This is a genomic window from Leptospira venezuelensis (genome assembly GCF_002150035.1).
Classification (GTDB): Bacteria; Spirochaetota; Leptospiria; order Leptospirales; family Leptospiraceae; genus Leptospira_B; species Leptospira_B venezuelensis.
In genome coordinates this window covers 41,163-67,563 of the sequence record NZ_NETS01000011.1, presented here as the reverse complement: position 1 = coordinate 67,563, position 26,401 = coordinate 41,163, and the positions used below count along the sequence as shown (strand labels likewise).

The window sequence follows — 26,401 nt, the reverse complement described above, 5'->3', positions numbered from 1 at the left end:
ACTTCTCCACCGCATATTCTCTCTTTCTCTTCTCCTTTTTAACCTTCTCCCTTAAAATCAATGCCTCTCGCAAATTTCGAACCGGAAGAATTGAAATTCTTTTCCGAGTTCCTTCCTTGCGGGATAGACGAAGCAGGAAGAGGTCCTTATGCAGGTCCCTTATCCGTAGGAATGGTCTCTTTCACCCCGGAAGTCCTGGAAAGGATCTATTCCGGAAAGATCTTACGGGGGTTGAACGATTCTAAAAAATTGACCGAGTCCAAGCGTGAATCTTTGTTCCAAGAAATACAAGAAACTGCTCACAAAATCGCTCATGCATTCTTATCTCATATCTATATAGATCGTTATGGAATTAACAGAGCAATATTAGAAGGTATACTGAAATGTTATAGAAAGGGCTCCGAAGCACCGATAGAAAGTACAGGAAGAAAACTTCTGCTACTCATTGACGGAAATTATAATTTTTCCAAATACAAGGAATCGGAAGAGGTCAAACGCCAGTCTTACTATTATACAAAAGGGGATTCCAGGATCGCGAGTATCGCGGCAGCATCCATTATCGCAAAAGTAAAACGGGACCGTTTTATGAAAGCGATTGCTTCCAAGTTTCCAGGCTACGGATTCGAAGCGCATAAAGGATATGGCAGTGCGGGACATGAAGAAGCAATCCGGAATCTGGGACTAGCAAGAATCCACAGAAGGTCTTTCACTAAAAAATTTAATGTTTCCGATTCCTCCTCCCAATCCGATTGATAAAAACCAAAATCCTCAGGTCCGAAAAACAGATAGGGTCCCGGAATCACATCAAATTTCCTTAGTAGTCAATTCCTCTACTAAGATCCTCAATCCAGAAACTTTCGAAGGAGAGTCCAAAGACGCTCCATTCTTTCGGGTCTGGGTGAAAGAAGGGACAAAGGACGGAAGGGTGAAACTCCTTTGGAAAGGAGAAACATTAGAAGCTCAAACTAAGACGAGTCTTCTTACGGGAGAACAATTACTTTTATCTCGAACCTTATCCGGAAACATTTCGGAATGGAAAATACAAGAAAGGAAACTAACGTTAGAAGAAGACGACTCCAAAATATTTTCTCCTTTGGAAAAAGGACTCACAGGAGTTTTAGAGAAGGTACTGCATAAGGACGAAGGTCCAGTCTCCGAAGATAATATTTTGGCCTTCTTAAAAAGTTATTTTCCTCATTTCGAATGGAAATCAGAGACTCCCTATTTCGAGTGGGAATGGGAAGAAGGAAATGCAGAAGGATATTTAGGCGAAACGGATCCGGGAAGAATATTTGTCCTCTTTATGGAGACTAAAGAGGACGGTCCAAGCCTGTACAGGTTTCATTGGAAAAAAGAAGATGCGTCGGACCTAATTCTAACTGCTATTTATACTAGTTCTAAATTGTACTTGCATATAGGTCGGAATCGTAAAAAATTTATGCAGTTCTTGGAAGAATCGGGAGTTAGATTCCAGGAACTCAGGATACAATATAAGCCCTCTTTACAGAGAAGGGAATGGACTGCGTGAAATTCGGAATTGCCCTAAAGTTTACACCGAACGAAAATAAAGGCCCTAAAATCCTAGCCAAGGGAGAAGGTCTATTAGGTGAAAAGATCAAGGGTGTGGCTAAGAGACACGGCGTTCCAATAGTGGAGGATGCTCCTTTGGCCGAAGCACTCTCTCCGATACCGGTGGGGCAAGAAATTCCGGAAAATTTATACAGAGCGGTTGCGGGTGTTTTTGCTTTCGTACTCAGCCAAAAAGCGGAAGCAACAAGGGAATTTGAAAAATGAAAAAATTGAACGTGTCCGAATTGAAGCCGGGTATGAGATTTACAAAGCCCGTATATCTGGACAAAGAAAATCTATTCATCACTTCTAATACTCCGATCACTGATTCGGATTTAGAACGTTTGAAAAGATTCGGGATCACCGAAGTGCTAACTCACGGCGATATCCTAGTCATAGATGTGGATCCTGAAAGATTGGAAACCCAATTAGAGGATTTTATCATCTCTACAATCGTAGACGAGGACCTTCTTCCTTTGAAAGGGATCTACGATAACCTAAACCGTATTAAGGTACAATTTTCCAATCTATATAAAAACACTTTCGCATTAGTCCAAGACGTTTATAGAAAAGTTGCGGACGATAAGGTTTTTGATTTTGGTCCAGTTCGAGAGCAGGCAGAGGCGCTTTCTGACTTTGTAAGGACTCATAATAATCTTTCTTATCTGATCCTTGGCATGAATAATCCAGGATATTATTTATATAACCAGATTACTACTTCTACATTCTATGCGCTAATCATAGGAAAACTTTTAGACTTCTCTCGTCCTAAAATGGTCGATCTTGCAATATCTTGTTTAGTAGCAGATGTAGGAATGACAAAAGTTCCAGCAACCATCTCTGAAAAAACAGACCAACTTACCGACGAAGAGTACAAATCGATCTTAAAGCATACAATCATAGGCTATCAGGTTCTGACCCAAAAGATCAAAATTAAGAATAGTTTGGCAGTTGTTGCCTTACAGCATCATGAACGTTTTGATGGAAAGGGTTATCCTCAGAAGATTGCAGCAACTGCAATCGAAGAGAACGCTAGAATTTACGCAATCGCGGATAATTTCTCCGCACTTATTACGAACAGACCTCATAGACAAAGAGTACTTCCTCACGAAGCTATTAAGTCCATGATCAGTATGGATGTAGGAAAGTTTGACCTGAAAATCGTAAGAACCTTCTTGAACCAAGTTTCCTTATATCCTGTGGGTTCTTGCGTAGAACTTTCAGACAAAAGGGTAGGTATCGTTCTTGCCGCAAATGCAGACAAACCTCTACGACCTTCCATTCGGATTATAAAAGACGAATATGGTACTTTTGTTAGAAACTTAGTTCTAGTGGACCTTGTAAAAGAGAATCACTTGTTCATCGTTAAAGCTCTCGATCTGCAAGAAGCTACAATTAATTCTTAGTCTTTTGAATCTAAACTTTTAGATCCAAAAAGTACTTTCCATTTTTCTTTTCCAAGACATGTCCTTTTATGGGATCTGACTCCAAACGAAAAGTGCTGAAAGGAAAAGAAGGAGAGAATATTGCAATAGAACTTCTGTTCAATAAAGGTCATCGCATATTAGAAAGAAACTTCCGGATCAAAACGGGGGAAATTGACATAATCAGCGAAAAAGAATACGTCCTGTATTTTACGGAAGTTAAGTATTGGGCAAAAAATTCTCCGATTCACCCTCTGGAAGTATTCACTCCTCGAAAGATCCTTAGAATGAAAACGGCAGCTAAATATTATTTGAGCAGAAACGTTTCCTTTAAAGATCATTTTGTCTCCTTCTCCCTAGCCTTAATTACTGAAAAAAGGGAACTGAAATATTATCTTAATCTATTCTAAAACAATCGTTAAGCGATTTGAAAAACGAGTCGATTTTCGAATTGTCTGCGGGTTCTCAAGGATGAGGACCTTAAATCGTTACAAGGAAGTAACTATGAAAAGCATCCAAATTCTCGGCAACTTGGCCGGGTCCGACCCGTTCGGACCGGACCCAGTGATTCTGAGAAAACGAGGAGTTCCAATCAAGAAGCGGAAATTCGAGGACTATAAGAAGAAGATCGAGGACGAAAACTACATTGATTTCGCAATCGATAAGATCGCTATGGAACTCTCGCATTTCCTGTCAAAGTAACCACAAAAATAAAACCGTCGAAAGAACAAGTTAGGTTACGGCCCTGTTTTCCGGAGACCATCCGGAATTCAGGAAAACAAGGGCCTCTTCCAAATTCCTCAAAATAACATCCTCCAAACCTTCCAGATCTGCAATCGTCCTTGCCACTTTTCTAAAATGAGCTGCTTTACGAATACTGAACTTTTGTTTGTGGATCGCTTCCCAAAAATAAGTTTCGCATTCTTTGGAAAGAGGGATCATTCTTTCCACTTCTTCTCCGCGTAATCTTCCGTTGTAAAGTTTTCCTGTTTCCCTAAATAATCTTCGACGCTGCATATCTGCCGCAGATTGTATTGAATCTCGAATGGATTTGAGATTTATAGAAACTTTTTCTCCATCAGTACTTCCTAAAAAGCCTATATGAAAGAATATTTCGATCCGGTCCAAAAAGGGTCCGTTAAATGGAGACTGGTAATTTCGGATGCTTGCAACACTACAGGTGCATTCTTTTATTAAAGTCTGGTAATATCCGCAAGGACATGGATTGGTGGCTCCAATAAATAAGAAAGAAGCAGGGTAGGTGATTGAACCTCTGATCCTGGAAATAGTAATTCTACCTTCTTCCATTGGCTCTCTTAGAGCTTGTAAATTTCTGGAATGGAATTCAGAGAGTTCATCTAAAAATAATATTCCATTTCCTGCTAGAGAAACTTCTCCCATTCTTAAATTTGTTGAACCCCCAACCAATGCAATATCGGAAACAGTGTGATGAGGACTTCGGAAGGGTCTTTCTACTTCTGTTTCAGAAAGTACCTCTTGTAAGGAACTTATACCTAATAACTCTATTCCTTCTTTATCTTGGATCTTGGGAAGAAATCCGTGAGCCAACTTTGCGAGCATTGTTTTTCCTGCACCCGGTGGACCAGACAATAAACAATGATGAAATCCAGCGCTTGCGATCTGAATCGCTCGTATGGCTGGCAATTGGCTTTTATGAAACTCGGATTTCCATGGAAGAATTTCTGTTCTGATTTTTATTTCACCTTTTGGTTCAGGCTTAATCTCTCCTTTAGCCAAAGAGACTAAATCTTTTAGATGAGAGATTGCATAGACCGGAAATTTTCCGAGGATAGAAGCCTCCTTTCTATTTTCAAAAGGCACAATAGCTGCAATAAAACCTGCATTTTCCAGTCTGGAAAGTATGGGAAGAATTCCTTTTACGGGTTTTACAGAACCATCTAAACCTAATTCTCCCAAGAAAAGAAATCGTTCTAATTTTTCAGAAGAAGGTAATTGTTCCGTTAAGTATAAAATCCCGGCAGCAATCGGGAGATCTAAGTATGTCCCTTCTTTTTTTCTGCCCGCAGGAGCGAGATGGACCAAGATATTCTGGAGAGAATATTCGAATCCACTGTTCTCAATTGCGATACGAATCCTGTCCGAAGATTCTTTGATAGAGGGGCTTGGAAGTCCTGTGATCAGGAATCTTGGAATCCCTCTTTTGATATTGATCTCTACGGATACCGGAAAGGGAAGTATTCCCTCCAGGGAAGCCCCCCAAAATTTGGTCAGTTTACATGTCTCCATAACCTGGACAGGTGCGGAAAAATTCGGGCCTCGCGCTTTTTTTCTAAAAACTAGTTTATCACTTCCGGACCTTCAGTAAGTTATGCATGAAATGGTGCGATTCTTCGCTTTTTTACTGGCTCTATTTACCATACAGTGTGGGGCCAGGTTGATCAAAAAAGAGAAGTTATTCGAGATCAACGAACACTACCAAGATAAGATATATAGCCTTAAAAAAGACACAAAAGTCTCTACGACTGAAACTTTTAAGAAGGGTATGTTGGTCCGAATCTATGTCGAATCAACTCCTTCCTTGATTAAGATAAAATGTTTCCCTGCGGACCAGAAAAGGGAACATGCTATCGGCAGGCTGATCGCCTATCAGGTAAACGATGATTTAGAGAAAAAGACCATCAGTATAGAGGATTTGGATAAGATCGTTGCAAATGAGCTCACGGAATATAAAAAGAAAAAGTAGCCGTCGTTCCCCCCTAGGTTCAAGAAGGCATCCTGATGCGGCCGATATTAAATATGTGAAACGGACGATTCTTTGCCTTCCCATTATATCCGCCATGGTGGCTTCGGCTTTATCGGCCGACCCGCTCAAAAATTACGAAAACGCAATCAACGATTACGCGAATAAGGACTCTTCTTTCTTTACAGATAAGGAAGAACGTAAGATCAAACAATTATTCTCCCAATCCCCGGAAGAATGGGAAGAAGATAAATATTCTTCTCTTAGTTATCATAAAGATAAGTCCAATCTGGAACTTCCTTCTTTTATAAGTATCAATCCAATCGTTTCCTCGAAGATAGTAAGCCAAAGCGGATTCATTATAAAATCCTATATTGTAAAACCTAAGGATACTTTATTCAGGATCGCTAAATCCTTAAAGACAACTGCTGCTAAAATTTCGGAAGCTAATGGTTTAAATAAAGGTTCCGTTCTTAAAGTAGGGCAAAGCTTAAGCGTTCCTGTAAAAGTAGGAAATGCTTCCCGCCAAAAGATAGAGTACAAAAGAGTATTCATCACTCCAGTCTTAGGTGCTAGATTTTCTTCCAGATATGGTAAAAGAAAAGATCCATTCCACACAGGTGGAGGGGGTTACCATACTGGAATAGATATGGCTGGCCCTCAAGGAGCACCCATCTTAGCTTCTGCAGACGGTGTGGTAAGTTTTGCCGGAGTAAATGGCGGTTACGGAAACTCAGTCATAGTAGATCATCCAAACGGTTATAGAACCATGTACGCGCATTGCGCTAAAATTACGGTGGAAGAGGGAACGAAAGTGAAAGCTGGCACGGTCATAGGTGCCGTAGGTCGTACAGGCTCCGCCACAGGTTCCCATCTCCATTTCGAGGTGTTCTATAACGGAAAAAGGATCAATCCTGAGGTGGCACTTAGGAAGACCTTAAAAATTGTTACCAACCTGGACCCAGGCAAAGTAGCAAAACTTTAAACGATCATCTTTTCAAAAGCCGGGACCATTCTATTTGGATCCGGCTTTTTTAGAATGATTCCGTGAAACTATCCGAAGGGCGCAATGAACGCAATTTTTATCGAATTCAGAAAACATACATTCTATGTTCTGATCCCTGTCGTGATATTTTTTTCCTTCTCTCTAGCTTATCTTTGTAGAGGGATACTTTTACTTTTTCTGACCCCGAATGTGCAAACAGGTTCCTCAACTGCTGCCCCCAGAAGACCAATCGCAGAAAACTCTATTACAATAGAAATGTCCAAAGAGATGGTTACCGGTTCTTTATTTAGGGGAAGTTTAGCTCCGCCTCCTGGAGAAACCCCTGCAGGAGTGGATGGAACTCCTGGAGCTCCTCCAGATACTGGAGAAGGTGAAGAAATGAGAGTGACCGGAACCTTAAGCGGTCACTGGAGTTTTGCTCGTGTTACTATTTTAGAAAAAGGGAAACAAAGCGCGGAAGAATTCGCGATGGGAGAAGTTGTGGGCGGATACAAAGTAAAGTCCATTCTTCTGAACCATGTGGTTCTGGAAAAAGGGGGCCAATCTCTCAAAGTGGAGATAGGCCAAACACCAGGAGAAGCCAGAGCCAAATTAGGTGCTCAGGCAGATGTTCCCGGAGGGCCACCTGCAGCTGATACAGTTCGTAAAATTCTGTCCAGACAGGACGTGAATAGAAAATTAGCTAACGTAGCAGAACTTTATAAGGGAAAATTCGGTCCTTATTTGGAAAATAACACGATCGCGGGTTACAAAATATACAGCATTGGAAGCGATCATATTTTTTATTCTCTGGGAGCTAGAACCGGGGATGTGGTGCGACGGGTAAACGGAATGCCCTTAAACGATACGGTGAAAATGATGGAGATATGGAATTCCTTAAAAACGGCCGATAAAGTATCCGTAGACGTAGAGAGAATGGGCAAGGTATTGTCCTATGAATTCATCATCCGGAATTAGAGATTAAATGCGCAAAACAGATTTACGATCCAGATATTTAAGAAACGCAGCATTTGCGTTTTTACTTCTTCTTTCGGTGAACGAGAGCTTAATGTCTCAGGGCAAAAAAGGAAGTAAAAGAAGTACAACCACTCCGACAGCTGAAGACACTAAAGAAAAGACCTTTTATGCAAACTGGAGAGATACTGAACTTAATGATTTTCTAAAAGGGATGAGCGCGATCCTAAAGAAAAACATCCTTTTAGATGAAAGTTTAAAAGGTAAGAAGATCACTATCATCTCCCAAAAAGAGATCCCGATCAAAAACGCATTTCCTTTTATGAAGGCAGTTTTGGAATCCATGGGATTTGCAATCGTAGAAGAAGTGGATTTGATCACTATCGTAAAATTAAAGGATGCACTTGCCAGATCTCCTTATGTAAGAGTAGGTAAGGAACCAATTCCAGAAACAGAAGCATTAGATAATCGAATCATCACTCAAATTATTCCAGTAGAAAATGTAAAACCGGAAGAATTGGAACCTATCTTAAAAAGGTTAACATCTCCAAATACTGATATTATCGTTTATAGAAATACGAATACGATCGTACTTTCCGGTTCTACAGCTGACATCAATAAACTTCTAACTTTAGTAAACGAGTTAGATGTAAGACCGGATGAATCCACACCTGGAGCAGTTTCTTCTGCGGGTGACGTTCATATTTATACATTAGAGTTTAATGAAGCGGAGAAGATTGCGGCTACTCTGATTAAGTTAGATAATCCTGTTGTGGGGGACCAACCACTTCCAAGCGGCCAACCCGGTGCACCTCCTCCTCCAGCTCCTAAGGTAGAAAAGATTAAGGCAGTTGCTCATAAAGAATCCAACTCAGTGATCGTAACTGCAACTGAAGCAGAATGGAATGAGATCCGTAAAATTATCCGAGTTCTGGACTCTGCAAGAAAGCAGGTTTTATTAGAAGTATTAATCGTAGAACTTTCTTCCACAGATACAAATGACTTCGGTATTGACTGGAGATTCCAAGGGCAAGGTCCTTATAGCCAGTTCAACTCAGGTCTTGCAAAAGAAGGAAATATCATCAACTCCAGTGGTAGGATCAACCCGAACCTAAACACATTATCCGGCTTCTCTCTTGGTTTCGTCCAGGCTGGTGCTCAACAGATCTTAGGAATTTTAAGCGCGAACCAAGGAAATGAGAACTTTAACGTATTATCCGCTCCTCAGGTTCTCACATTAGATAACCAAGAAGCTGAGATCAACGTAGGACAAGACGTTCCCGTTAGGACCCAAAGTCGTAACGCTGGTTTGGGTGGTGCAAACGCCGTTACTGTGGACAACTACGAATATCGTCCGACTGGTATTAAGTTAAAATTCACGCCTCACGTGAATAAGAATAATCGAATCACTTTAGATCTTTTGCAAGAGATCAAAAACATCGCCTCCATCGCACTTGCAGGCGGAAACCCTACCTTCAACAGGAGGGAAGTGAAAACTACAATTACTATAGATAACAGACAAACGATAGTAATCGGTGGATTAATCTCTAACGATAAACAAAAGCGTCTAATCAAGATCCCATTACTTGGAGATATTCCTTATTTGGGTTGGATCTTCCGTAGAACTACCGAACAATTAAAAAAGACCAATTTGATGGTTTTTATCACTCCACATATCTTGGATAATCGTGAACTTGCTGATAAGATGACAGTTAAGAAGAAGTTACAGCAAGAAAGATATGAAATTGAAAGGGAAAGGGTCCTAAACAAGGAAGCCACCATCAAGGAACGCGGAGAATAATAACAGTGAAAACTCTAGGTGATATTCTCGTAGAAGACGGGGTCATATCCGCCAAGGATCTAGAAGACTCTCTCAAACTACAAAAAAAGAATCATTTACCCCTAGGGCATATTCTTCAGAAAAAAGGGATCGCTGGAGAAGTTGACGTTCTCAAAGCGATGGCCCGACTATATAAAATGGAATTCCGGGAAAAACTGGATTTCAAGGGAATGGAAGAAGTTTACGACCGTATCCCTCTTAAACTCATCCAAAAAAGTAAAATAGTTCCTTTTGAACTAAATAAGAAGAACGTTAAGATTGCGGTTTCTGATCCAACGGATCTTCACCCAATGGACGACGTTCGTACTGCATTAAAAGAATTTAAAATAGAATTCATACTCGCCCCAGAACCGGAAGTGATGAGGCTTATCCACTCCCAGTTCGACAATACTTCCGCCGCCGCGAAAGATATGTTGAATGAAATGGAAGGTAGTTTTTCGGAACTTGCAGAGGGTTTCGATAACGAAACGATCGATCTTTCCGACGACGCTCCTATCATTAAGATGGTGAACGTGATACTTTCTCAGGCCGTAAATGAAAGAGCTTCGGATATTCACGTAGAACCTTACGAAAAAAGCCTAGTGGTACGATATAGGATAGATGGTATTCTTCATAATGTATTAACCCCTCCTAAATCTTATCACGCCGGGATTACTTCTCGTATTAAGATCATGTCCAATTTGAACATTGCGGAGAACAGATTACCTCAAGATGGTAGGATCAAACTGAGGCTTGCTGGGAAGGATGTGGACATCCGGGTTTCTACAATTCCTTGTCAGTTCGGAGAACGTATCGTTATGCGTCTCTTGAACAAAACTGACCAGAAATATTCCTTGGAGACAATGGGATTTTATCCGGACCTTGTTAAAACACTTCGTACCCTTATATATGAACCGCATGGTATTATCTTAGTAACCGGTCCTACAGGATCTGGAAAATCCACCACATTATACTCCGCTCTGACTGAGCTAAATACTGAAGAAAGAAATATCATCACCTGCGAAGACCCAGTGGAATATCAGATTGATGGTGTTTCGCAAATGCAGATGCAGGAAAAGATTGGACTCACATTTGCAACAGGACTAAGAGCAATCTTACGTCAGGACCCGGACGTCATCATGGTTGGGGAGATCCGGGATGAAGAAACCGCAAGGATCGCAATCCAAGCCTCTCTAACAGGTCACTTAGTATTTTCCACTTTGCATACGAATGATGCTGCCTCCGCTGCAACAAGACTTGTGGATATGGGAATTGAACCTTATTTAATTACTTCTACTGTGTTGGGATTTATGGCCCAACGACTTGTTAGAACTATATGCAAAGAATGTAAAATTTCTTATAAACCGACTCCTCAGGAATTAGAATCCATAGGTATTTCTAAAAAGGAATTGAAAGGTGGAGTTTTATACAAGGGAAAAGGTTGTTCTCATTGTATGAACACCGGGTTTAAAGGAAGAACAGGGGTTTACGAACTTCTGATCATCAGCACTCCGATCAAAAATGCGATCTTAGCTGGATCGGATACGAATAAGATCAATGATATCGCCTTAGAAAATGGATTTGCCACAATGAGAGATTATGGCATTCGAAAAGTATTGGATGGAATCACCACACCGGACGAAGTTCTAAGGGTTACTTAAGTTTTCCTTCCATGGCACTTTATACTTATATTGCATTTAACAAAAAAGGAAAGGAAGAGAAGGGGATTATCGATGCCCCGAATATCCAATCCGCAAGAGCAAAACTTAAAGGAAAAGGTCTTTACGTTCGCCAAATTTCCGAAGACGCGGAAAGAAAGGATAGAGAACTTTTTCCGTTCTTAGCTAAACTTCTTTATAGAGTTCCTAAAAAGATCATAGGTCTTTTTTCCAGACAATTAGGAACTCTTTTGGGCGCTGGTATTCCTCTAGACAAATCACTTTCTAGTATCATTGAACAAACTGATCATGAAGTTTTTAGAAAAGTAGTGATCGCTATGCAGGCGGACATTACCGAAGGAACTTCCTTATCCGATTCGATGAGAAAACATCCGGATATTTTTCCAAATCAGTATCCATCTCTTGTCTCTGTAGGAGAAAGAACGGGAGATTACGAAACTGCACTGATGCGTCTTGCTGAGATGGAAGAAAAAAACATGCAGTTAAAAAGTAAAGTAACCACGGCACTTGTTTATCCTGGAATTATTTTCTGTCTCTTACAGATCGTAATCATATTCCTACTTACCACGGTAGTTCCCCAGATTGAACATTTATTCATAGAATTTAATGCTACACTTCCTATGATCACTCAGATCGTAATCGGAAGTTCCAGACTTCTGACAGGATATTGGTTCTTGATCTTCCCAATGATAGCTAGCGGAATCGTGGGCTTCTTCTATTATAAGTCCACTCCGGAAGGTAAGGAAAAATGGGAGAAATTCGTTCTTAGAATCCCAATCATCCGAACTCTCAATAAAAAAGTACTTATATCTAATTTCGCGAGGAACCTAGGAATACTTCTTACTAATAGAGTACCTCTCATTATTTCCCTCCAAATCGTAGAACAAATCGTTGATCATACCGTTTTCGGACAAGAAATCAGAAATGCGTGCGATAGAATTAGAGAAGGAGAGAAACTTTCCGCTGCATTCACTGGGTCAGAAATATTGCCCCAGCTTGTTTTAGGTATGTTGTCCGCTGGAGAAGTTTCGGATAGAGTACCTGAGATGTTGAATAAACTGGCGGAAATCTACGACCAAGAAGTGGATTCATCTCTTAAAAATGCAACCCAAGCAATCGAACCATTAATGCTTGTTTTTATGGGATTTGCGATCGGTATCATTATGGCAGCGATCATCGTTCCGATGTTCAGCTTGACCCAAAACTTGCAAGGTATATAACAATAGAAATAGGAGAACCGACTTTGAAAACGGGAAACAAACGGAGAAAAGGATTCACTCTTATCGAATTAGCGATCGTAGTCGCCATTTTAGGAGCGCTTATGGCGATCATCCTAGTGAACGTAGATTTCGGCACTGTAACTAACGAAACCGCGAAGATGAAGATCAAAAAAGACAGACAGGAACTTAGAATGCATTTAGAAAGATATGCTTCTAAATTTGGAACTTATCCTAGCGAAGAGCAAGGTTTAGACGCGTTAGTGGAAAAACCGACTACTGGAGATATTCCTGAGACTTGGACCCCAATGATGAATAGTAAAGATGCTATCAATGATCCTTGGAAGAATCCATACAAACTTAGATACGACGGCGCAGGCGAGATTCAGATCATCACTTTTGGCCAAGATAAAGTAGAAGGTGGAGAAGGTTTGAACTCAGACTTCGATATTACTAAAGAAGAACAGTATCCTGCTCAATTCACTTCTGCCGGCACAAAAAAATAAATCCAATGGGCCCGAGAGCGAAAGGCCGGATCCGTTCCGGCTTCACATTGATCGAATTGGGAGTCGCAGTGTTCCTAATTGGTGTAATGTTCGCTCTTGTGCTTCCTTCCCTAGCTAGTCTATTCACACCTGGTGCCCAAGAAGAAGCAATGTTATTGCATGATGTTGTAAACTTCTGTTTTAGAAGGGCAAAGATTAATCAGAGGACAGTTTATCTTCAGTTAAACGTAGATACTGAAACATACACCATTATAGACATTGAAAGAGATGAGACTGGTATGAAGGAAGTTCCTATATTCAAAGATAGGGAACTTCCCAGCTCTTCTTCAATCGTAGATGTGATGGATGGAAGAGGTTATAGATATAATACAGGAAAGATCCGAATTCCATTTTCTCCTATGGCAGTTTCGGAAGATTTTTATATCCATTTAGGTCCTGATCCTGAAATCAAGAGAACGCTGATCATCAAACGTTATGGCGGGAAATCTGATATAGAAGATGGTGAAGTTGTAGTTTCCAAGGAGCAATTGGAAGAATACAAACGTAGCGAGCAATATGGCACGAGTAAGTTTTAAAAGAAGAAACCCTCTTAGGAAGAGACAGGGTTTTACTATTTTAGAAATGACCTTGGCTTTCGCATTAGCTGCAGGCTGGCTTCTATATGTACTTATGGTTGTTTCGGAAGGAATTCGACTCAAAAAAGTTGCGGCACTTCAAATGGAAGCAACTCATTTAGCAAAAATTAAAATGGCCCAGATAGATTCTGCCACCATTCTGCAAGCAGATACTAGTTCTGGCGATATTCCAGGTTACCCAGACTGGAGATTTACCACAATCATCAAAGAAGAGAATTTAGATCTTCTTAAAATGGCAGGAAAAGAGACCGGTAAAAAACCTGAGGATTTACTGGGTGGGACGAACTCTAGCATGAACCAACTCATCGCAAAGAGAACTGGTAATAACCAAGGTTCTGCTACAGGCGGACTCATCGCAGTATTTCACATTTATGTAACGATAGAATATCCAACAGGCGGAAGAAATAACCAAGGAATTCCAGTAAAAGAACAATACACTATCGAGACATATAAGGCGAGGATGAACTGAGATGAGAATATCTCCTCTCCATTCCAAATATCTAAAGTATCTTCGTAAAAGAAGAAGGTCCGGGTTTACACTGATAGAATTAACGATTGTAGCAGCATTACTTGGAGTTCTACTCGGAATGGTTTTTGGAACCTATGCTACAATCTTAAAAGTCACTCGACCTACTTCCGGCTCTGACGGTGTGGATAGAGAAAAAGCAATTTCTGTTATCGAAAATATCCGAAGCACTTTAACTATGGCTTACTACTTCCAAACAGAAAAGAATCTAGTCTTCGTAAGCAGAAAATCACGCAAATCAGAAGATGGGCCCAGACATCCTGGAGAAAGTACTAAAGATCATTTTATAGTATTCGCAGCAGTTCATCCAAACTCGGAAGAAGTTGCACTTCCGGAAGTTAGAGAAGTAGAATATTACTTAAAACAAAAAGATGGTACTGATTACTTTAGGTTAATGAGAAGAGAAGACGAAATAGTCGATCGTTATCCTTTCGTAGGCGGACAAGAATACGAGTTATTAGATAATGTAAAATCTCTCTCTTTTAAATTTTCCAAAACAGGAAAAGAATGGGAAGAAGAATGGGATTCCTTTCAAAGAAAAAGTATCCCTCGTCTTATCAGAATAGAGATCATCGCAAATATGGGAAATAAAGAAAGACGTTTTGAAACTCTTGCTTTCCCAGGGATGCTTCTAAAGTGAATTCAGGTCTTGGTCTAAAAGGCAGAAGGTTTTCCAGAAGAAGGGGAGCAATCGTAATGCTCTTGGTTGGGGGCATTGGTGTTGCTGCTCTAACCACCACTTTAGATTTTGCCGAAAGGTCGATGGCAGAATACAAAATTTCTCAGGGAGAAATGTCCGGATTCAAGGCCTCTCTTTTAGCAAAAGCAGGATTCCAAGGAGCATTAGCAGCGCTCAGAAAAATTCCAGAAGAACAATTATACCAATCTGGTATTGGTTTGAATCCACCTCCAGTTCCAATGGGTGGGGGTTGGATCTATTATAAGATCCAAGGAGAAGATGGAAAAATTAATATAAATTCTATCTTCAATGCGGATACGAAAGAGTTGAATTTAAGAAACCAAGAAATGGCCCAAAGACTTCTGGAACGTCTGGGAATGAAAAGGGATCTTTTCAACCCAGTTGTAGACTGGTTGGACGACGATAGCCAAGGGAATTTCGAAATTTCATATTATGAAAAACTGACTCCTCCTCGAAAGATCAAAAATGCATATATGTATTCTCTTTCAGAGCTTACCTCCGTTAAAGGTTTCGATCCTAAAATAGTCTATGGATCTCAAAAGCCTCCTGACTATGAGCAAAAGTATTCCAAAGATTTTATGTCGGACGAAGAAAAAAGTCTGATCGGGGAGTCCGATTTCGTTCTGGCAAATAATCTGACCGCATTTGTTCCATTCCAGAGAAACTACGACGATAGAATCAACTTGAACGCCGCACCGTACTTCGTTTTAATGTCTCTATCCGATTTTATGAACCGCCAGTCTGTTCTTCAGATCATGAAAATGAAGATCAAAAAAGGTGGTTACCTAAAGGAAATTAAGGATTTAGAAACTATCCCAGAATTTCAGGTCCCCTCGGTAGGAGGACTTTCCCTCTACAAAGAATTAGCAGGAGAAGGAACCGATGTCTCCGGTGGAAGGATCAAAACAAAGGGCGAAATATTTCGGATCAGTGCAGTCGGGGAAGTAGAAAGAAACTATAATAGTAAAAAAAGTTCCGATGTTATGACAGGGCCCAAGATAGTTCGTAGAATCACCGGAATTTTTGACCTAACCAATAACCTGATGCTATATTATAGAGAAGATTAATGTTCTTATACGAAAAGTTTTTAACCGTAGATTACGGTACAAATTCTGTAAAAGGTGTTCTGTTCCAACGAGTGGCAGGAAACCTAACTCTGCTCAGAGCAGAGACCATGCCCATCTCCAGAATGGAAGAAAAGGAGTACGAAACGAATATACTTCGTTTTATAAACACTTATTTCGCGGAAGAACATGCGCTCGTACTTTCTATTTCTTTAGATAAACTTTTCGTAAGAGAAATCTCCATTCCGTTAACCACTGAAAAAGCAGTAAGAGAAGTAATTCCTTTCGAGATAGAAAGTAGAGTTCCTTTCCCAATGGAAACGGTGGAAGTATTGGGCTCCGTTTGGAGAATCGATCAAGAAAAATCAGATGTAATTACTTATACTTCTCATCATTCAGAGTTTGATACATTAGCTTCTCCTTTTTTAGAATCCAGCCTTGTATTCAGAGGGATCTTCGTAGATTCAGTATGTTTAGGATCTGTTATTTCCAAACATTTACATAAAGAGATTCAATTCACAAATGTGGCCCAGCTGGATATTGGCGGCAAAAAATCCATCCTGAACGTATTAAAGGATGGAAAGATAGCTCATACACGCTTTCTATCTGTTGGTGGGGATACTTTAACAGAAGAAATTTCCAAGGGATTAAAGATCCCTAAAGATAAGGCAGAAGCTTTAAAAACAAGTATTCAATTCGAACCATTTCATACTCCTGAAGATGGATTAAACTTATTCGCGAAAGAATACAAACTCAAAGTTGCAGATATTAAAAAGGCATTTGTTATTACTCAGGAATTTTTCACTTCCTTAAGCGAAGAAGTCCGTAGAAGTTTCCTTTCTTTAGAAGAAACCGAAAGACCAGAAGCGATATATCTTTCCGGCGAGGGAAGTAAGGTTCGAGATTTAGAGTCCTTTTTAGGAGAAAATCTTGGAATCCAAGCTAGACGATATGATTTCTTAAGCGCAGACCCGGACAGATTTGCTACCTGCTATGGGATGGCTTACCATCTGATCCAATCTAAAAAGACCAAAATAGATTTTTTAGAAACTGCTTATGTGAAAAGGTTAAATAAGAACTTATTCGATATAAGCATATTTAAACCTCATATCATTTTAAGTTCAGTTTCATTCGTACTTTTGATCGGGGTATTTTTCTTAGGAATTATTTCAGATAAAAGAAAGCTTGCAGCCGCAAATAAAATTTTAGCCGAAAAAGTAAAATCCAGCACTGGGTCCAGTGTCCCGTCCAACAGGGATCCGATAGAATTTGCGAAAAGCCTAAGAGATGGCGCTGAGAGAAAAACGGAACTTTATAGAAAGTATCTATCCAAGCCAAGTGTGTTAGACGTATTACATGAGATTTCCTTAAAATTTCCAGATCCAGGAATGCAACCGTTCTTATTCCAAAGTGTGACTTATGATAATGGTTCTGTTTCTATCCAAGGAGCAGTAAACGAAATTTCTGAAATCGGAAAAGTACAAGATTCATTAGCACGTTCTCCAATGTTCAAAAACGTAAAATTAGATAGTAACCGTCCGAATTTCGGACTCAAAACATTTAAAGTTTCCTTTGTAATCAAAATGGAGGTGACCTCAAAAATCGAAGAGAACGATTAAGAGGGATCGTCTATGTGGCAAAAATTACAACCTAGGGAAAAACTTTTATTACTGATCGCTGCGGGACTTATTTTGGTTCTGTTGGTATTCCTAGTAGTCCGTAAAATTTACAGGCTCAGAACAGATCTTTCTGAAACAGTAAATAATACACCCGGACTTGCGGCGCAGTTAGACAAAACAATCTCCGATTATTTATTTTTCAGATCCTTAGAGAATGTGAATACAGGCGAAAACGATCAGAGTGCTTTCGCAGCAAAATTAGAAAGGATCTTTTCTGATAATGGGGTAAAGGATAGAATTTCATCAATGAGACCTATCCCTGCAAAGGCGATCGACAAAGGAAAATACCAAGTAATTGTTTTCGAAGTAAATTTACGTGGCGTTCCTCTCGAAAACGTTATGGCCTTATTATATGATATAGATAAGGGTAATAAGGTAAATGCAAGGGTAGAATATTTCCAGACCAATAAACCTTATCAAGATAGAAATACCTACGACGTGAACATGAAAATTGCGGCATATAGTGTCGCTCCCGGAAAGTAAGATGGCACGCCCAAAAAAGATAGAAATAGAAGAAGAGGACGAATTAGTCTCCAATGAGGAAGAAGAATTCCTCACGATGGAATTGGAGGAAGTACCTCCAGATGGATTAGAGGAGGAAGATACTCCCAGATTTTCTATCAAACAAAAGTTAATCTTACTCGGAAGTGGACTCAGTTCCTTTCTTCTTTTTTTGATCCTATTATTCCCTTACGAAAATATTGTCCGACAGCTAATGAATTCTTCTTCGGGACAACCCAGTAGTATATTTTTTAATGAGTTATCAGTCTCAGTTCTCCTAGGAAAAGTTTCCGTAGAATCTATGGAGATCATGGGCCAGACATTTAAAGTTAGGTCCAAAAACGCTCAGATCAAAGCAGGTCTTTTCTCCTTATTGAGAAAAAAAGTAAACGGCGATTTCGAAGTCGATGATTTAGAAGTAGATTATGATGGCCAAACTTTAGGAAACATAGGGGAGTTAGAAGGCCACCTTCAATTGGATTCTTTATCTGTGCCTGCCAGCAGATTTGCTGGAGCATTCTCTCTTAAAATGCCAGAAGGAAAATTTGGATCATTCCCTAATCTTCCTGAAATTCCTTTTATAGGAAAAATAGAAAACTTTTTCGTAAATAAGGTAGTAATCACTTCCAGAATCGACCAAGGAATGGTGGAGTTCGAAGAATTTATTATTGATACATCCGTTGCAAGATTGGATCTTCACGGAAATATTCGGCTTTCAGATTCTTTCCCAAGTTCTCAATTGAATCTAAGAGTTTGTTTCGAGTTAGAAAGGAATTTTGCCTCCGCAGCAGAAAACCAAATCATCGTTGGAGCATTGGATCTTTTAGAAAAAGGAGGGAGTGGGAAATGTATCCCAATTACCGGATCTTTTCAAAGACCTGAATTTAAGATCCCTGGTTTGAATGCTCCTGCAGGTCCACCAGGAAGCCCCGTTCCTTAATATTAGTTTTCTCTAATGACATAAAAAAACCTCGAGTGAATCCACCCGAGGTTTTTTATTATCTGCGCGAGCGCTTGGTCTTAGAAACTCTTAGATCAAGAGCATCCAGTCGTCGCCCCACAGGACATACATTTCAAGCAGGAGCCATTTCTTACCATTTCGAAAGATCCGCATTCTGTGCAGGAATCTCCGGTATATCCTTTGATCCTAGCCATTTTGATCTCTTCCATAAGAGCAATCCCTGAGGTAGGCTTCTCCGTCCTCATCATTTGAGAGTAGGAAATTGTCTCCGGCTCAGAAGCAGGAGCAGTTTCTACTACTGTAGAAGCCACAGGTTGAACCTCTGCCTTAGGTTGGATAGATTCAGAAGATTTTCTGGATCCGATCTCGTCTCCTCTTAGATCTTCCGGAGCAACTTGGCCAAGATCGTATCTTCCGAGGTAGGTGATTGCCAACTCTCTGAAGATGAAATCAATTACGGAAGTACTCATTTTGATATGTTTGTTTCCGGTTACGATACCATTCGGCTCGAATTTGAAGAATGTGAATGCATCAACAAACTCTTCCAATGGAACCCCATGTTGTAAGCCCAAAGATACAGAGATTGCAAATGCGTTCATCAAACTTCTGAACGCTGCACCTTCTTTGTGCATATCTACGAAGATCTCTCCGAGTTGTCCGTCTTCGTATTCACCAGTTCTTAAATAAACTTTGTGACCGCCAACGACTGCTTTTTGGGTATATCCAGCTCTTCTGTTAGGAAGTTTACGTCTATGAGAGATATATTTATAAACGATCTTTTCAGCAAATTGAGAAGGATCTTTAGCAACCGCAGCTTCCGCTATCTCTTCTTGTTCTTCCAACTCGATTCCGTTTAGAAGTTCCAATACAGAGTTTAGAGGCTGAGAAAGTTTAGACCCGTCGCGGTAAAGAGCATTCGCTTTTACCATCATCTTCCAAGAGATATAGTATGCGTTTTTGATATCTTCTATAGTCGCATCTTCTGGAAGGTTGATCGTTTTAGAGATCGCACCGCTGATGAATGGCTGAGCTGCAGCCATAGTGCGGATATGGGACTCATAGGAAAGATAACGTTTTCCGTATTTACCACATTTGTTTGCGCAATCGAATACAGGATAATCTTTCTCCTTTAAGTAAGGAGCGTTCTCGATGGTCATTGTTCCACAAACATAATCGTTTGCTTTATTGATTTCATCTTTAGAGAAACCTAAATGTTCGAGCAAATTGAATGTGAAAGAATCGTATGTTTCTTTTGCGATCCCTAAGTTCTTTTGTAAGAAATTCTCACCTAAATTGAACTTGTTAAATGCAAAATTAATATCAAACGCATAAGGAAGAGAAGATTCTACTTTTTCCAAAATTTCATTCGTGAAACCTTTTTCTTTCAGGCTTTGAGTATTGATTACAGGAGCTCCGTTTAAGGTAGCATGTCCTTTACAATAGTTCACGATAGATTCGATTTCAGAAGGAGAGTATCCCAATTTGCGAAGAGCCAAAGGAACGGATTGGTTGATAATTTTGAAATAACCACCACCCGCTAATTTTTTGAATTTCACCAGAGCGAAATCAGGCTCGATACCAGTAGTATCACAATCCATTACAAGGCCGATAGTTCCAGTAGGAGCGATCACTGTAACTTGTGCGTTTCTGTATCCGTGAGCTTCTCCCAATACAACCGCGTTATCAGAATCTTCCTGAGCTGCTTTCAAAAGATAAGAAGGGCAGTATGCAGGATCAATACCAACAGGAGTAATAGTCAGTCCTTCGTAATCTTCAGAAGGAACATTATATGCCGCTCTCTTATGGTTTCTAAGAACTCTAAGCATATGCTTTTTATTCTTTTCATAACCAGGGAAAGGTCCGAGTTCTTTCGCCATTTCCGCAGAAGTAGCGTAAGCGGTCATATGCATGATAGAAGTAATAGCACCGGTAATCGCCATAGCTTCTTTAGAATCATAAGGAATTCCCATGATCATCAATGCGGAACCAAGGTTTGCATATCCAAGACCAAGAGTTCTGAACTTATAAGAAAGTTCTGCAATCTCTCTGGAAGGGAATTGAGCCATGGTCACGGAAATCTCGAGGATGATTGTCCAAAGACGGCAAAGATAACGGAAACTTTCTACGTCAAAAACCAGAGTTTCTGGATCTACAAATTTCTGTAAGTTCGCAGAAGCCAGGTTACATGCTGTATTGTCCAAGAACATGTATTCTGAACATGGGTTGGAAGCATTGATGTTTCCATCCTCAGGGCAAGTATGCCATTCGTTGATGGTAGTATGATATTGTGTTCCTGGGTCCGCTGAAGACCAAGCAGCAAAAGAAATTCTATCCCAAAGATCTCTTGCTCTGATCGTTTTTGCAGGTTTAGCGGCTCTTTTTTCTTTGAGAGCTTTTTCCTTTTCAGTTCTATTATATAAATGCCAAGGAAGATCTTGTTCCACTGCAGTCATAAACTCATTCGGAAGACGAACCGAGTTATTGCTGTTCTGTCCAGAAACTGTATTATAAGCTTCTGATTGCCAATCTGTGGTCAATTCTTCGAAAATGAGTTCTTTATAACCTTGTCTCGCAAGGTCGATCACTCTCTTGATATAATTATCCGGGATTAAAACTTTCTTAGCTTCTACGATGGTTTTTTTAAGAGCAGAGTTCTTTTTAGGTTCGAAACGATCCTCTCCCTCCATTTCGTAACAAGCTTTCATGATCGCATTTAGATGTCTGTTGTTCAGAATGGATCCGGTCACAAGAGAGGCTACTTTCTTCTCTTCTTCCACTTTCCAATCTACGAAACGATCGATATCCGGATGATCTACATCCAAACATACCATCTTAGCAGCACGACGAGTGGTTCCTCCAGATTTGATCGCACCAGCAGCACGGTCTCCGATCTTTAAGAAACTCATTAAACCGGAACTTTTTCCTCCACCGGAAAGGGATTCATTTTCCGCTCTCAGGTTGGAGAAGTTGGTTCCTGTTCCAGAACCATATTTGAATAGGCGAGCCTCACGGACCCAAAGATCCATGATACCACCTTCATTCACTAAATCATCGTCTACACTTTGAATAAAACATGCATGAGGTTGTGGATGTTCATATGCGGAAGCAGATTTTAGCAATTTTCCACTGGTAGGATCCACATAGAAATGCCCTTGGGATTTACCATCGATCCCATACGCCCAATGTAATCCAGTATTGAACCATTGAGGGGAGTTAGGGGCGGACATTTGAGAAGCCAGCATGAAAGAAACTTCTTCATAGAAAGTTTTAGCACTTTCTTCGTCTGAAAAATAACCGTATTTATATCCCCAATAGGTCCAACAGCCCGCTAAACGGTGGAAAACTTCCTGTGCAGAAGCCTCTCCACCGAAACGATCTTCTGCTTTTAAAGAAGAAAGTTTTTCGGTGTCTGGTTCAGAGCGCTGTAACCATTCTGGAATGCCTTTTTCATCTACTTTTTTTAAGTATTTTGGCACTCCTTTGCGTCTGAAATACTTCTGGGCAAGAATATCTACTGCAACTTGAGACCATTGGTCCGGAACAAGAATGTCCTTAGCTTCGAAAACAACGGATCCGTCTGGGTTAGAAATTTTAGAATTCCTCTTAACCCAGTTTAGGTCCTTAGAAAATCCCTTTTCAGGTGAAGTGAAATGTTTATTTAGCTTCATAGCATTCTCCTTATGAAACTCCGGCAAAATATAGTGCGTTTTTGGATTATGTCACGCTACTATAGCTTTCAAATTTTCCCATAGTACTTTTTCCAAAAGCTGTTCGGTTTTCGCCGGAAAATTGTATGTAGATCTGATCAGAAAATACCTATGTCTCGAAGATTTTTCATTGCCAGCCTGCCTCATTTCTAAAAACTGGATTCTGCTACCAGACACTCCCCTTTAGCTCAGTCGGTAGAGCAAGTGACTGTTAATCACTGGGTCGCAGGTTCGAGCCCTGCAGGGGGAGCCATTCTTTTCCTTTTCTTCCAATCTTAACATATTTCGATGTATTTACGATCTTCTTAATAGACCCTGTAGATCCACATTTGTTTAGTCATTTTAGTAGAATTCTCGTTATTTTTAGAAAATCCAAAGAACGGGTGGGCGACTCCTGCGGAACGTGCTGCTGCGGGTTCGCGCATTTGCGCTCATCCGAGCAGAGCTCGGACTAAAGCCCTTCGCATCACTGTCGCTAAGTGTAGAAGATACTACATTTTAAGATTCTTTTATCTAGAAACTCCGTGATCTTTGGTTCTCTGTGCGAACCAAAAATGACTCGAAACTTTCACACCGAGAGCACGGAGCCCACAGAGTTTTCTTGCATGATTTCCAAACTTCCCTCTGCGGCTTCGCGTCTCTGCGTGAGTCAAAAATTGAAATAGCTACAGATTTGCACGCAGAGGCGCAAAGGCGCGGAGCAAACGAGTGAAACCCGCTAGTTTTTCAGATAAAAAGGCAGGGTTTTTTATATAACAACGGATAGAATATAAAGATCTCCCTTATATAAGGGTCCGATAAGAATTTTTCCGTTCATCATACCTAGATACACTTTCATCCCAAACTCATTGCATGGGGGCAGGAAACCTAGTATTTTCCTTTCTATGTCATTTAAGAAAATAACCATCTTGGTTTCATCACTTCTTATCGCAGGTGTATTACTCTTATTATTGGTACCTTCTTCTTCCAAGAATGCTGCCGTTTCTAATTCAGAGAAAAATGTTTTCTCCGAAGGTTTATCATCCATTTCGAATATATTTAAACAAGGTTCCTTCTCCGCATCCAATGATGAAGAGGGACTTATACCTGCTTCTCTTTTGAGAAACGAAACTCCTGATAATTTATATTGGGTGGCTGTAGCAACTCCTAGAGATGCCGCAGAAATGAAAGCCCAAAATGAGCTAAGAGAAGATTGGGCGGCTCTTTACGGAAAGATCTACTCTAACAAAGCGACTCGCAAAGAGATAGATGAGTATTTTTCAGCTCAAATCAAACTACATGAAGATCAATTAGAGTTATTGAAGATCATGGAGGATCGTTATCCGGAACGTTTGAACGACGATTCGAGAAGAATGATCCTGGCAGGCAAAGAATTATATGCTAAAAAGTTAAAAAACGTAAAAGATGAATATGAAAAACACATAAACCAAAAATAGATTTGGAGAGAATTATGAATTATCGGTCAGTACGAAGGTCTGTATTCAGCTTCGTAGTATGTACGATGTTTTTCGCAGGAAGTGTATCCGTGTTTGCGGATCCTTATTGGGGAACATTCAAGAAGGATAGCTGTACGTCGATTTTCCCTGGAAAACGTCAGTATTCAGCAATCCTTTACGGGATCCCTTCGGGCCAGAGTTGGGAAACTACCTGCGCGAATATGGGAGCAACCATTAACGGCCAAGTATTTACTAAGCCTAGTCGTTGTAAGAACACCGGTTTAAATATGTGGGGAGAATTCGATGTACTCGATGATTCTTGCGAAGCAAACTGGTCGGCTACAGATGACGGCGGAGGATATAACTGGACTCATAAAAATGACGGTTGCCAGACTTCTGGAACGTATGCGGGCAAAAGAAAATATTCTTCCCGTATTTGGAACGTAGTAGGTATCACCTGGGAAGCTGCATGTGCTCAATTGCCTATCACAATCGCAGGTAAAACTTATACTACTCCGACTAAATGTGTAAACACCGGGACCACAGGAATGTGGGGAGAATGGTATGTTGCAGATTCAAGTTGTGAGTCCGCTCCAAAAGCGTATGCAAGAGGTGCTCAAGATTCTCTCAAAAGAACAGGAACTCTTTCTGGTTATGTGGATCTTCATACTCACCCAATGGCTCATTTAGGTTTTGGTGGAGTGATCTTCCATGGTGCGCCTTATGGAGAACCAGCAACTGCACTTGCAGATTGCCCTAGTATGTCTAACGAAGGCCACTCTGCAGGACACTCCAGAGTAGAAGCAATCGTTCAAGACGATATTATCGGAGCTCTGCTTTCTACCGCAAAACATGATAATAGAGGATACGCAAGTTTCCCTTATTGGCCGGCAAACAATAGTTACACTCACCAAACAATGTATTATGAGTGGGTCAAACGCGCCTATGAGGGTGGTTTGAGAACTATGGTTGTACTCGCTGTGAACGGTGATTATATGTTCGGAGCGACAGACAATGGTCTTCCGGATATTATCAAAGGTATCGCAATCGCAACTGATCCTATTTACGATCTAAATGATATGAACACTTTACGTCGTCAGACCCAAGCAGTATATGATATGCAAACTTGGATCGACCAGAAAAGTGGGGGAGCGGGTCTTGGATGGTTCAGGATTGTAAAATCTCCTTCTGAAGCACAAAGTGTGATCGCTGCTGGTAAACTTGCAGTGGTTTTAGGTGCGGAAGTAGATTACCTCGTAGATTGTACAGCTACAACTTGTACTGACACGATGATCACCCAAGGTGTTCAAGAAATGTACGACGCAGGGTTACGTTATATCTTCCCGATCCACTTAAAAACCAACGGATTTGGTGGAGCTGGACTCTATAATATTCTTGGAAGTGGGACCAAGTATGATTGTAAACACTACGGACAAGATTGTAACGTTGCAGGTTTAACTTCTTACGGACCTAAGATCATGAAAGCCCTTATGAAAAAAGGGATGATCATAGATGTTGGTCATATGTCTGCAAGATCCTTGGATGGAGCTCTAACTTACGCAGAACAACAGTCCTATCCAGGTATCGTAACTGGTCACACTGGCGTATATGATATGGCGAATAAAGCAAATCGTCATGAAGCAAATCCTACTGGGGCTGCTCTTAAACGTATCATTGCACTCGGTGGAATGATCGGACTTATCCCAGGACAAGGAAACTTAGACGAAGTAGGAGAATGGAGACAAAATTCTGATGGTTCTTATATCTCTCACGCTTGTGGAGGAACTACTCAAACATTTGCTCAATCCTATCAGTATCTTAGAAATCTGATCGGTGACCAAGCGTATGATGGAAGAATTTCTGTCGGAACCGACTTTAACGGATTTGCTCATATGCCTGGACCTCGTTACGGAACCAGAGCTTGTCCAGGAGGAGTGTCAACAATCGCTCAGCCTGATTCCGCAAAAGTAGGATATCCATTTGCTCCGGATGCATCCATTAGAAAGGCTGCAACTCTTTCAGCTCTTCCTTCTCTTGGAAAGTATACATTCGGGAATAGGACATTCGACTTTAATACGGAAGGAGCTTCTCATATTGGGCTTATGCCTGACTTCTTTGAAGATTTAAGACAGCAAGGACTCAAACGTTCTGATTTGGAACCAGTCTATCGTTCTGCTGACTTCTTCACTACTATGTGGCAGAACGCAGTCACAAGAGGTGCGAGTATCCAGTAAAGAAATCTAACGAAATAGATTTTTCTTAAGCCCGCCAAACCCTGCGGGCTTTTTTTTACCTA

Annotated in this window: 24 protein-coding genes and 1 tRNA gene; 23 read left to right on the top strand and 2 right to left on the bottom strand. The window is 40.5% G+C overall.

The window, feature by feature from the left end; all coding sequences use genetic code 11:
* Positions 1–60: 60 nt before the first annotated feature.
* From B1C82_RS16520 to B1C82_RS16495, 6 genes are all read left to right on the top strand, one after another.
* Positions 61–753 carry a ribonuclease HII gene (locus B1C82_RS16520; RefSeq protein ID WP_086448703.1) on the top strand — a complete coding sequence of 231 codons (693 nt, stop codon included), beginning with the start codon at positions 61–63 and terminating at the stop codon, positions 751–753.
* A complete protein-coding gene (locus tag B1C82_RS16515) occupies positions 722–1,528 on the top strand; it encodes a hypothetical protein (RefSeq protein ID WP_086448702.1) in 807 nt (268 codons plus the stop codon). The genes B1C82_RS16520 and B1C82_RS16515 overlap by 32 nt, the downstream gene beginning before the upstream one ends.
* The gene (locus tag B1C82_RS16510) at positions 1,516–1,794 is read left to right on the top strand and encodes an EscU/YscU/HrcU family type III secretion system export apparatus switch protein (protein ID WP_199775792.1); all 279 of its coding nucleotides are present in this window, start codon (positions 1,516–1,518) and stop codon (positions 1,792–1,794) included. Before B1C82_RS16515 ends, B1C82_RS16510 begins: the two co-directional genes overlap by 13 nt.
* Entirely contained in the window at positions 1,791–2,975 is a 1,185-nt protein-coding gene (locus B1C82_RS16505; protein ID WP_086448701.1) for an HD-GYP domain-containing protein, read from the top strand. The genes B1C82_RS16510 and B1C82_RS16505 overlap by 4 nt, the downstream gene beginning before the upstream one ends.
* Before the next feature lie 68 nt (positions 2,976–3,043).
* Positions 3,044–3,403 carry a YraN family protein gene (locus B1C82_RS16500; protein WP_086448700.1) on the top strand — a complete coding sequence of 120 codons (360 nt, stop codon included), beginning with the start codon at positions 3,044–3,046 and terminating at the stop codon, positions 3,401–3,403.
* Between the two features lie 94 nt (positions 3,404–3,497).
* A complete protein-coding gene (locus tag B1C82_RS16495; RefSeq protein WP_008590301.1) occupies positions 3,498–3,695 on the top strand; it encodes a hypothetical protein in 198 nt (65 codons plus the stop codon).
* A gap of 30 nt (positions 3,696–3,725) precedes the next feature.
* Here the strand turns inward: B1C82_RS16495 and B1C82_RS16490 are convergent, their stop codons facing one another.
* A complete protein-coding gene (locus tag B1C82_RS16490; RefSeq protein ID WP_086448699.1) occupies positions 3,726–5,261 on the bottom strand; it encodes a YifB family Mg chelatase-like AAA ATPase in 1,536 nt (511 codons plus the stop codon).
* An 82-nt stretch (positions 5,262–5,343) separates the two neighbouring features.
* On the opposite strand from B1C82_RS16490, the gene B1C82_RS16485 reads away from it, so the two are divergent.
* The 14 genes from B1C82_RS16485 (at position 5,344) to gspN (ending at position 18,941) form a co-directional block, all read left to right on the top strand.
* Positions 5,344–5,718: a type II secretion system-associated lipoprotein gene (locus tag B1C82_RS16485; RefSeq protein WP_086448698.1), complete on the top strand. Its 375-nt coding sequence runs from the start codon at positions 5,344–5,346 to the stop codon at positions 5,716–5,718.
* A complete protein-coding gene (locus B1C82_RS16480; RefSeq protein WP_411550331.1) occupies positions 5,687–6,700 on the top strand; it encodes a M23 family metallopeptidase in 1,014 nt (337 codons plus the stop codon). Before B1C82_RS16485 ends, B1C82_RS16480 begins: the two co-directional genes overlap by 32 nt.
* 84 nt (positions 6,701–6,784) lie before the next feature.
* On the top strand, positions 6,785–7,678 hold the full coding sequence (locus tag B1C82_RS16475; RefSeq protein ID WP_086448696.1) for a general secretion pathway protein GspC: 894 nt from the start codon (positions 6,785–6,787) through the stop codon (positions 7,676–7,678).
* Positions 7,679–7,685: 7 nt separating this feature from the next.
* Positions 7,686–9,476 (top strand): type II secretion system secretin GspD, encoded by a 1,791-nt coding sequence (gene gspD, locus B1C82_RS16470; RefSeq protein ID WP_086448695.1) that lies wholly within the window; start codon positions 7,686–7,688, stop codon positions 9,474–9,476.
* A gap of 5 nt (positions 9,477–9,481) precedes the next feature.
* Complete coding sequence (gene gspE / locus B1C82_RS16465; protein ID WP_086448694.1) at positions 9,482–11,155, top strand: type II secretion system ATPase GspE; 1,674 nt, start codon at positions 9,482–9,484, stop codon at positions 11,153–11,155.
* A gap of 11 nt (positions 11,156–11,166) precedes the next feature.
* Positions 11,167–12,393 carry a type II secretion system F family protein gene (locus B1C82_RS16460; protein WP_086448693.1) on the top strand — a complete coding sequence of 409 codons (1,227 nt, stop codon included), beginning with the start codon at positions 11,167–11,169 and terminating at the stop codon, positions 12,391–12,393.
* A 23-nt stretch (positions 12,394–12,416) separates the two neighbouring features.
* Positions 12,417–12,896 carry a type II secretion system major pseudopilin GspG gene (gene gspG / locus B1C82_RS16455; RefSeq protein WP_086448692.1) on the top strand — a complete coding sequence of 160 codons (480 nt, stop codon included), beginning with the start codon at positions 12,417–12,419 and terminating at the stop codon, positions 12,894–12,896.
* A gap of 5 nt (positions 12,897–12,901) precedes the next feature.
* Positions 12,902–13,471 (top strand): type II secretion system protein, encoded by a 570-nt coding sequence (locus tag B1C82_RS16450; RefSeq protein ID WP_086448691.1) that lies wholly within the window; start codon positions 12,902–12,904, stop codon positions 13,469–13,471.
* A complete protein-coding gene (locus B1C82_RS16445) occupies positions 13,452–14,000 on the top strand; it encodes a prepilin-type cleavage/methylation domain-containing protein (protein ID WP_086448690.1) in 549 nt (182 codons plus the stop codon). The genes B1C82_RS16450 and B1C82_RS16445 overlap by 20 nt, the downstream gene beginning before the upstream one ends.
* 1 nt (position 14,001) lies before the next feature.
* Complete coding sequence (locus tag B1C82_RS16440) at positions 14,002–14,697, top strand: type II secretion system protein GspJ (RefSeq protein WP_086448689.1); 696 nt, start codon at positions 14,002–14,004, stop codon at positions 14,695–14,697.
* A 56-nt stretch (positions 14,698–14,753) separates the two neighbouring features.
* Complete coding sequence (locus B1C82_RS16435) at positions 14,754–15,824, top strand: type II secretion system minor pseudopilin (protein ID WP_234008396.1); 1,071 nt, start codon at positions 14,754–14,756, stop codon at positions 15,822–15,824.
* Positions 15,824–17,440 (top strand): cell division FtsA domain-containing protein, encoded by a 1,617-nt coding sequence (locus B1C82_RS16430; protein WP_086448687.1) that lies wholly within the window; start codon positions 15,824–15,826, stop codon positions 17,438–17,440. The genes B1C82_RS16435 and B1C82_RS16430 overlap by 1 nt, the downstream gene beginning before the upstream one ends.
* 12 nt (positions 17,441–17,452) lie before the next feature.
* On the top strand, positions 17,453–17,983 hold the full coding sequence (locus B1C82_RS16425; RefSeq protein ID WP_086448686.1) for a hypothetical protein: 531 nt from the start codon (positions 17,453–17,455) through the stop codon (positions 17,981–17,983).
* Position 17,984: 1 nt separating this feature from the next.
* On the top strand, positions 17,985–18,941 hold the full coding sequence (gspN, locus tag B1C82_RS16420; protein WP_086448685.1) for a type II secretion system protein GspN: 957 nt from the start codon (positions 17,985–17,987) through the stop codon (positions 18,939–18,941).
* 95 nt (positions 18,942–19,036) lie between these two features.
* Here gspN and B1C82_RS16415 read toward each other — a convergent pair whose 3' ends face one another.
* Positions 19,037–22,630, bottom strand: coding sequence for a vitamin B12-dependent ribonucleotide reductase (locus B1C82_RS16415; protein WP_086448684.1), 3,594 nt, complete (start codon positions 22,628–22,630; stop codon positions 19,037–19,039).
* A gap of 216 nt (positions 22,631–22,846) precedes the next feature.
* Between B1C82_RS16415 and B1C82_RS16410 the strand changes: the two genes are divergently transcribed.
* The 3 genes from B1C82_RS16410 (at position 22,847) to B1C82_RS16400 (ending at position 26,339) form a co-directional block, all read left to right on the top strand.
* Positions 22,847–22,922, top strand: a tRNA-Asn gene (locus B1C82_RS16410).
* Between the two features lie 631 nt (positions 22,923–23,553).
* Positions 23,554–24,105: a hypothetical protein gene (locus B1C82_RS16405; RefSeq protein ID WP_086448683.1), complete on the top strand. Its 552-nt coding sequence runs from the start codon at positions 23,554–23,556 to the stop codon at positions 24,103–24,105.
* Positions 24,106–24,119: 14 nt separating this feature from the next.
* Positions 24,120–26,339 carry a membrane dipeptidase gene (locus B1C82_RS16400; RefSeq protein ID WP_086448682.1) on the top strand — a complete coding sequence of 740 codons (2,220 nt, stop codon included), beginning with the start codon at positions 24,120–24,122 and terminating at the stop codon, positions 26,337–26,339.
* The last annotated feature ends 62 nt before the right edge of the window (positions 26,340–26,401 follow it).

Excerpts from the sequence above, each read along its gene's own strand:
- B1C82_RS16520 (WP_086448703.1), top strand. The coding sequence starts at position 61 with ATGCCTCTCGCAAATTTCGAACCGGAAGAATTGAAATTCTTTTCCGAG.
- B1C82_RS16515 (WP_086448702.1), top strand. The coding sequence starts at position 722 with ATGTTTCCGATTCCTCCTCCCAATCCGATTGATAAAAACCAAAATCCT.
- B1C82_RS16510 (WP_199775792.1), top strand. The coding sequence starts at position 1,516 with ATGGACTGCGTGAAATTCGGAATTGCCCTAAAGTTTACACCGAACGAA.
- B1C82_RS16505 (WP_086448701.1), top strand. The coding sequence starts at position 1,791 with ATGAAAAAATTGAACGTGTCCGAATTGAAGCCGGGTATGAGATTTACA.
- B1C82_RS16500 (WP_086448700.1), top strand. The coding sequence starts at position 3,044 with ATGGGATCTGACTCCAAACGAAAAGTGCTGAAAGGAAAAGAAGGAGAG.
- B1C82_RS16495 (WP_008590301.1), top strand. The coding sequence starts at position 3,498 with ATGAAAAGCATCCAAATTCTCGGCAACTTGGCCGGGTCCGACCCGTTC.
- B1C82_RS16490 (WP_086448699.1), bottom strand. The coding sequence starts at position 5,261 with ATGGAGACATGTAAACTGACCAAATTTTGGGGGGCTTCCCTGGAGGGA.
- B1C82_RS16485 (WP_086448698.1), top strand. The coding sequence starts at position 5,344 with ATGCATGAAATGGTGCGATTCTTCGCTTTTTTACTGGCTCTATTTACC.
- B1C82_RS16480 (WP_411550331.1), top strand. The coding sequence starts at position 5,687 with ATGAGCTCACGGAATATAAAAAGAAAAAGTAGCCGTCGTTCCCCCCTA.
- B1C82_RS16475 (WP_086448696.1), top strand. The coding sequence starts at position 6,785 with ATGAACGCAATTTTTATCGAATTCAGAAAACATACATTCTATGTTCTG.
- gspD (WP_086448695.1), top strand. The coding sequence starts at position 7,686 with ATGCGCAAAACAGATTTACGATCCAGATATTTAAGAAACGCAGCATTT.
- B1C82_RS16460 (WP_086448693.1), top strand. The coding sequence starts at position 11,167 with ATGGCACTTTATACTTATATTGCATTTAACAAAAAAGGAAAGGAAGAG.
- B1C82_RS16450 (WP_086448691.1), top strand. The coding sequence starts at position 12,902 with ATGGGCCCGAGAGCGAAAGGCCGGATCCGTTCCGGCTTCACATTGATC.
- B1C82_RS16445 (WP_086448690.1), top strand. The coding sequence starts at position 13,452 with ATGGCACGAGTAAGTTTTAAAAGAAGAAACCCTCTTAGGAAGAGACAG.
- B1C82_RS16440 (WP_086448689.1), top strand. The coding sequence starts at position 14,002 with ATGAGAATATCTCCTCTCCATTCCAAATATCTAAAGTATCTTCGTAAA.
- B1C82_RS16435 (WP_234008396.1), top strand. The coding sequence starts at position 14,754 with ATGCTCTTGGTTGGGGGCATTGGTGTTGCTGCTCTAACCACCACTTTA.
- B1C82_RS16430 (WP_086448687.1), top strand. The coding sequence starts at position 15,824 with ATGTTCTTATACGAAAAGTTTTTAACCGTAGATTACGGTACAAATTCT.
- B1C82_RS16425 (WP_086448686.1), top strand. The coding sequence starts at position 17,453 with ATGTGGCAAAAATTACAACCTAGGGAAAAACTTTTATTACTGATCGCT.
- gspN (WP_086448685.1), top strand. The coding sequence starts at position 17,985 with ATGGCACGCCCAAAAAAGATAGAAATAGAAGAAGAGGACGAATTAGTC.
- B1C82_RS16415 (WP_086448684.1), bottom strand. The coding sequence starts at position 22,630 with ATGAAGCTAAATAAACATTTCACTTCACCTGAAAAGGGATTTTCTAAG.
- B1C82_RS16405 (WP_086448683.1), top strand. The coding sequence starts at position 23,554 with ATGTCATTTAAGAAAATAACCATCTTGGTTTCATCACTTCTTATCGCA.
- B1C82_RS16400 (WP_086448682.1), top strand. The coding sequence starts at position 24,120 with ATGAATTATCGGTCAGTACGAAGGTCTGTATTCAGCTTCGTAGTATGT.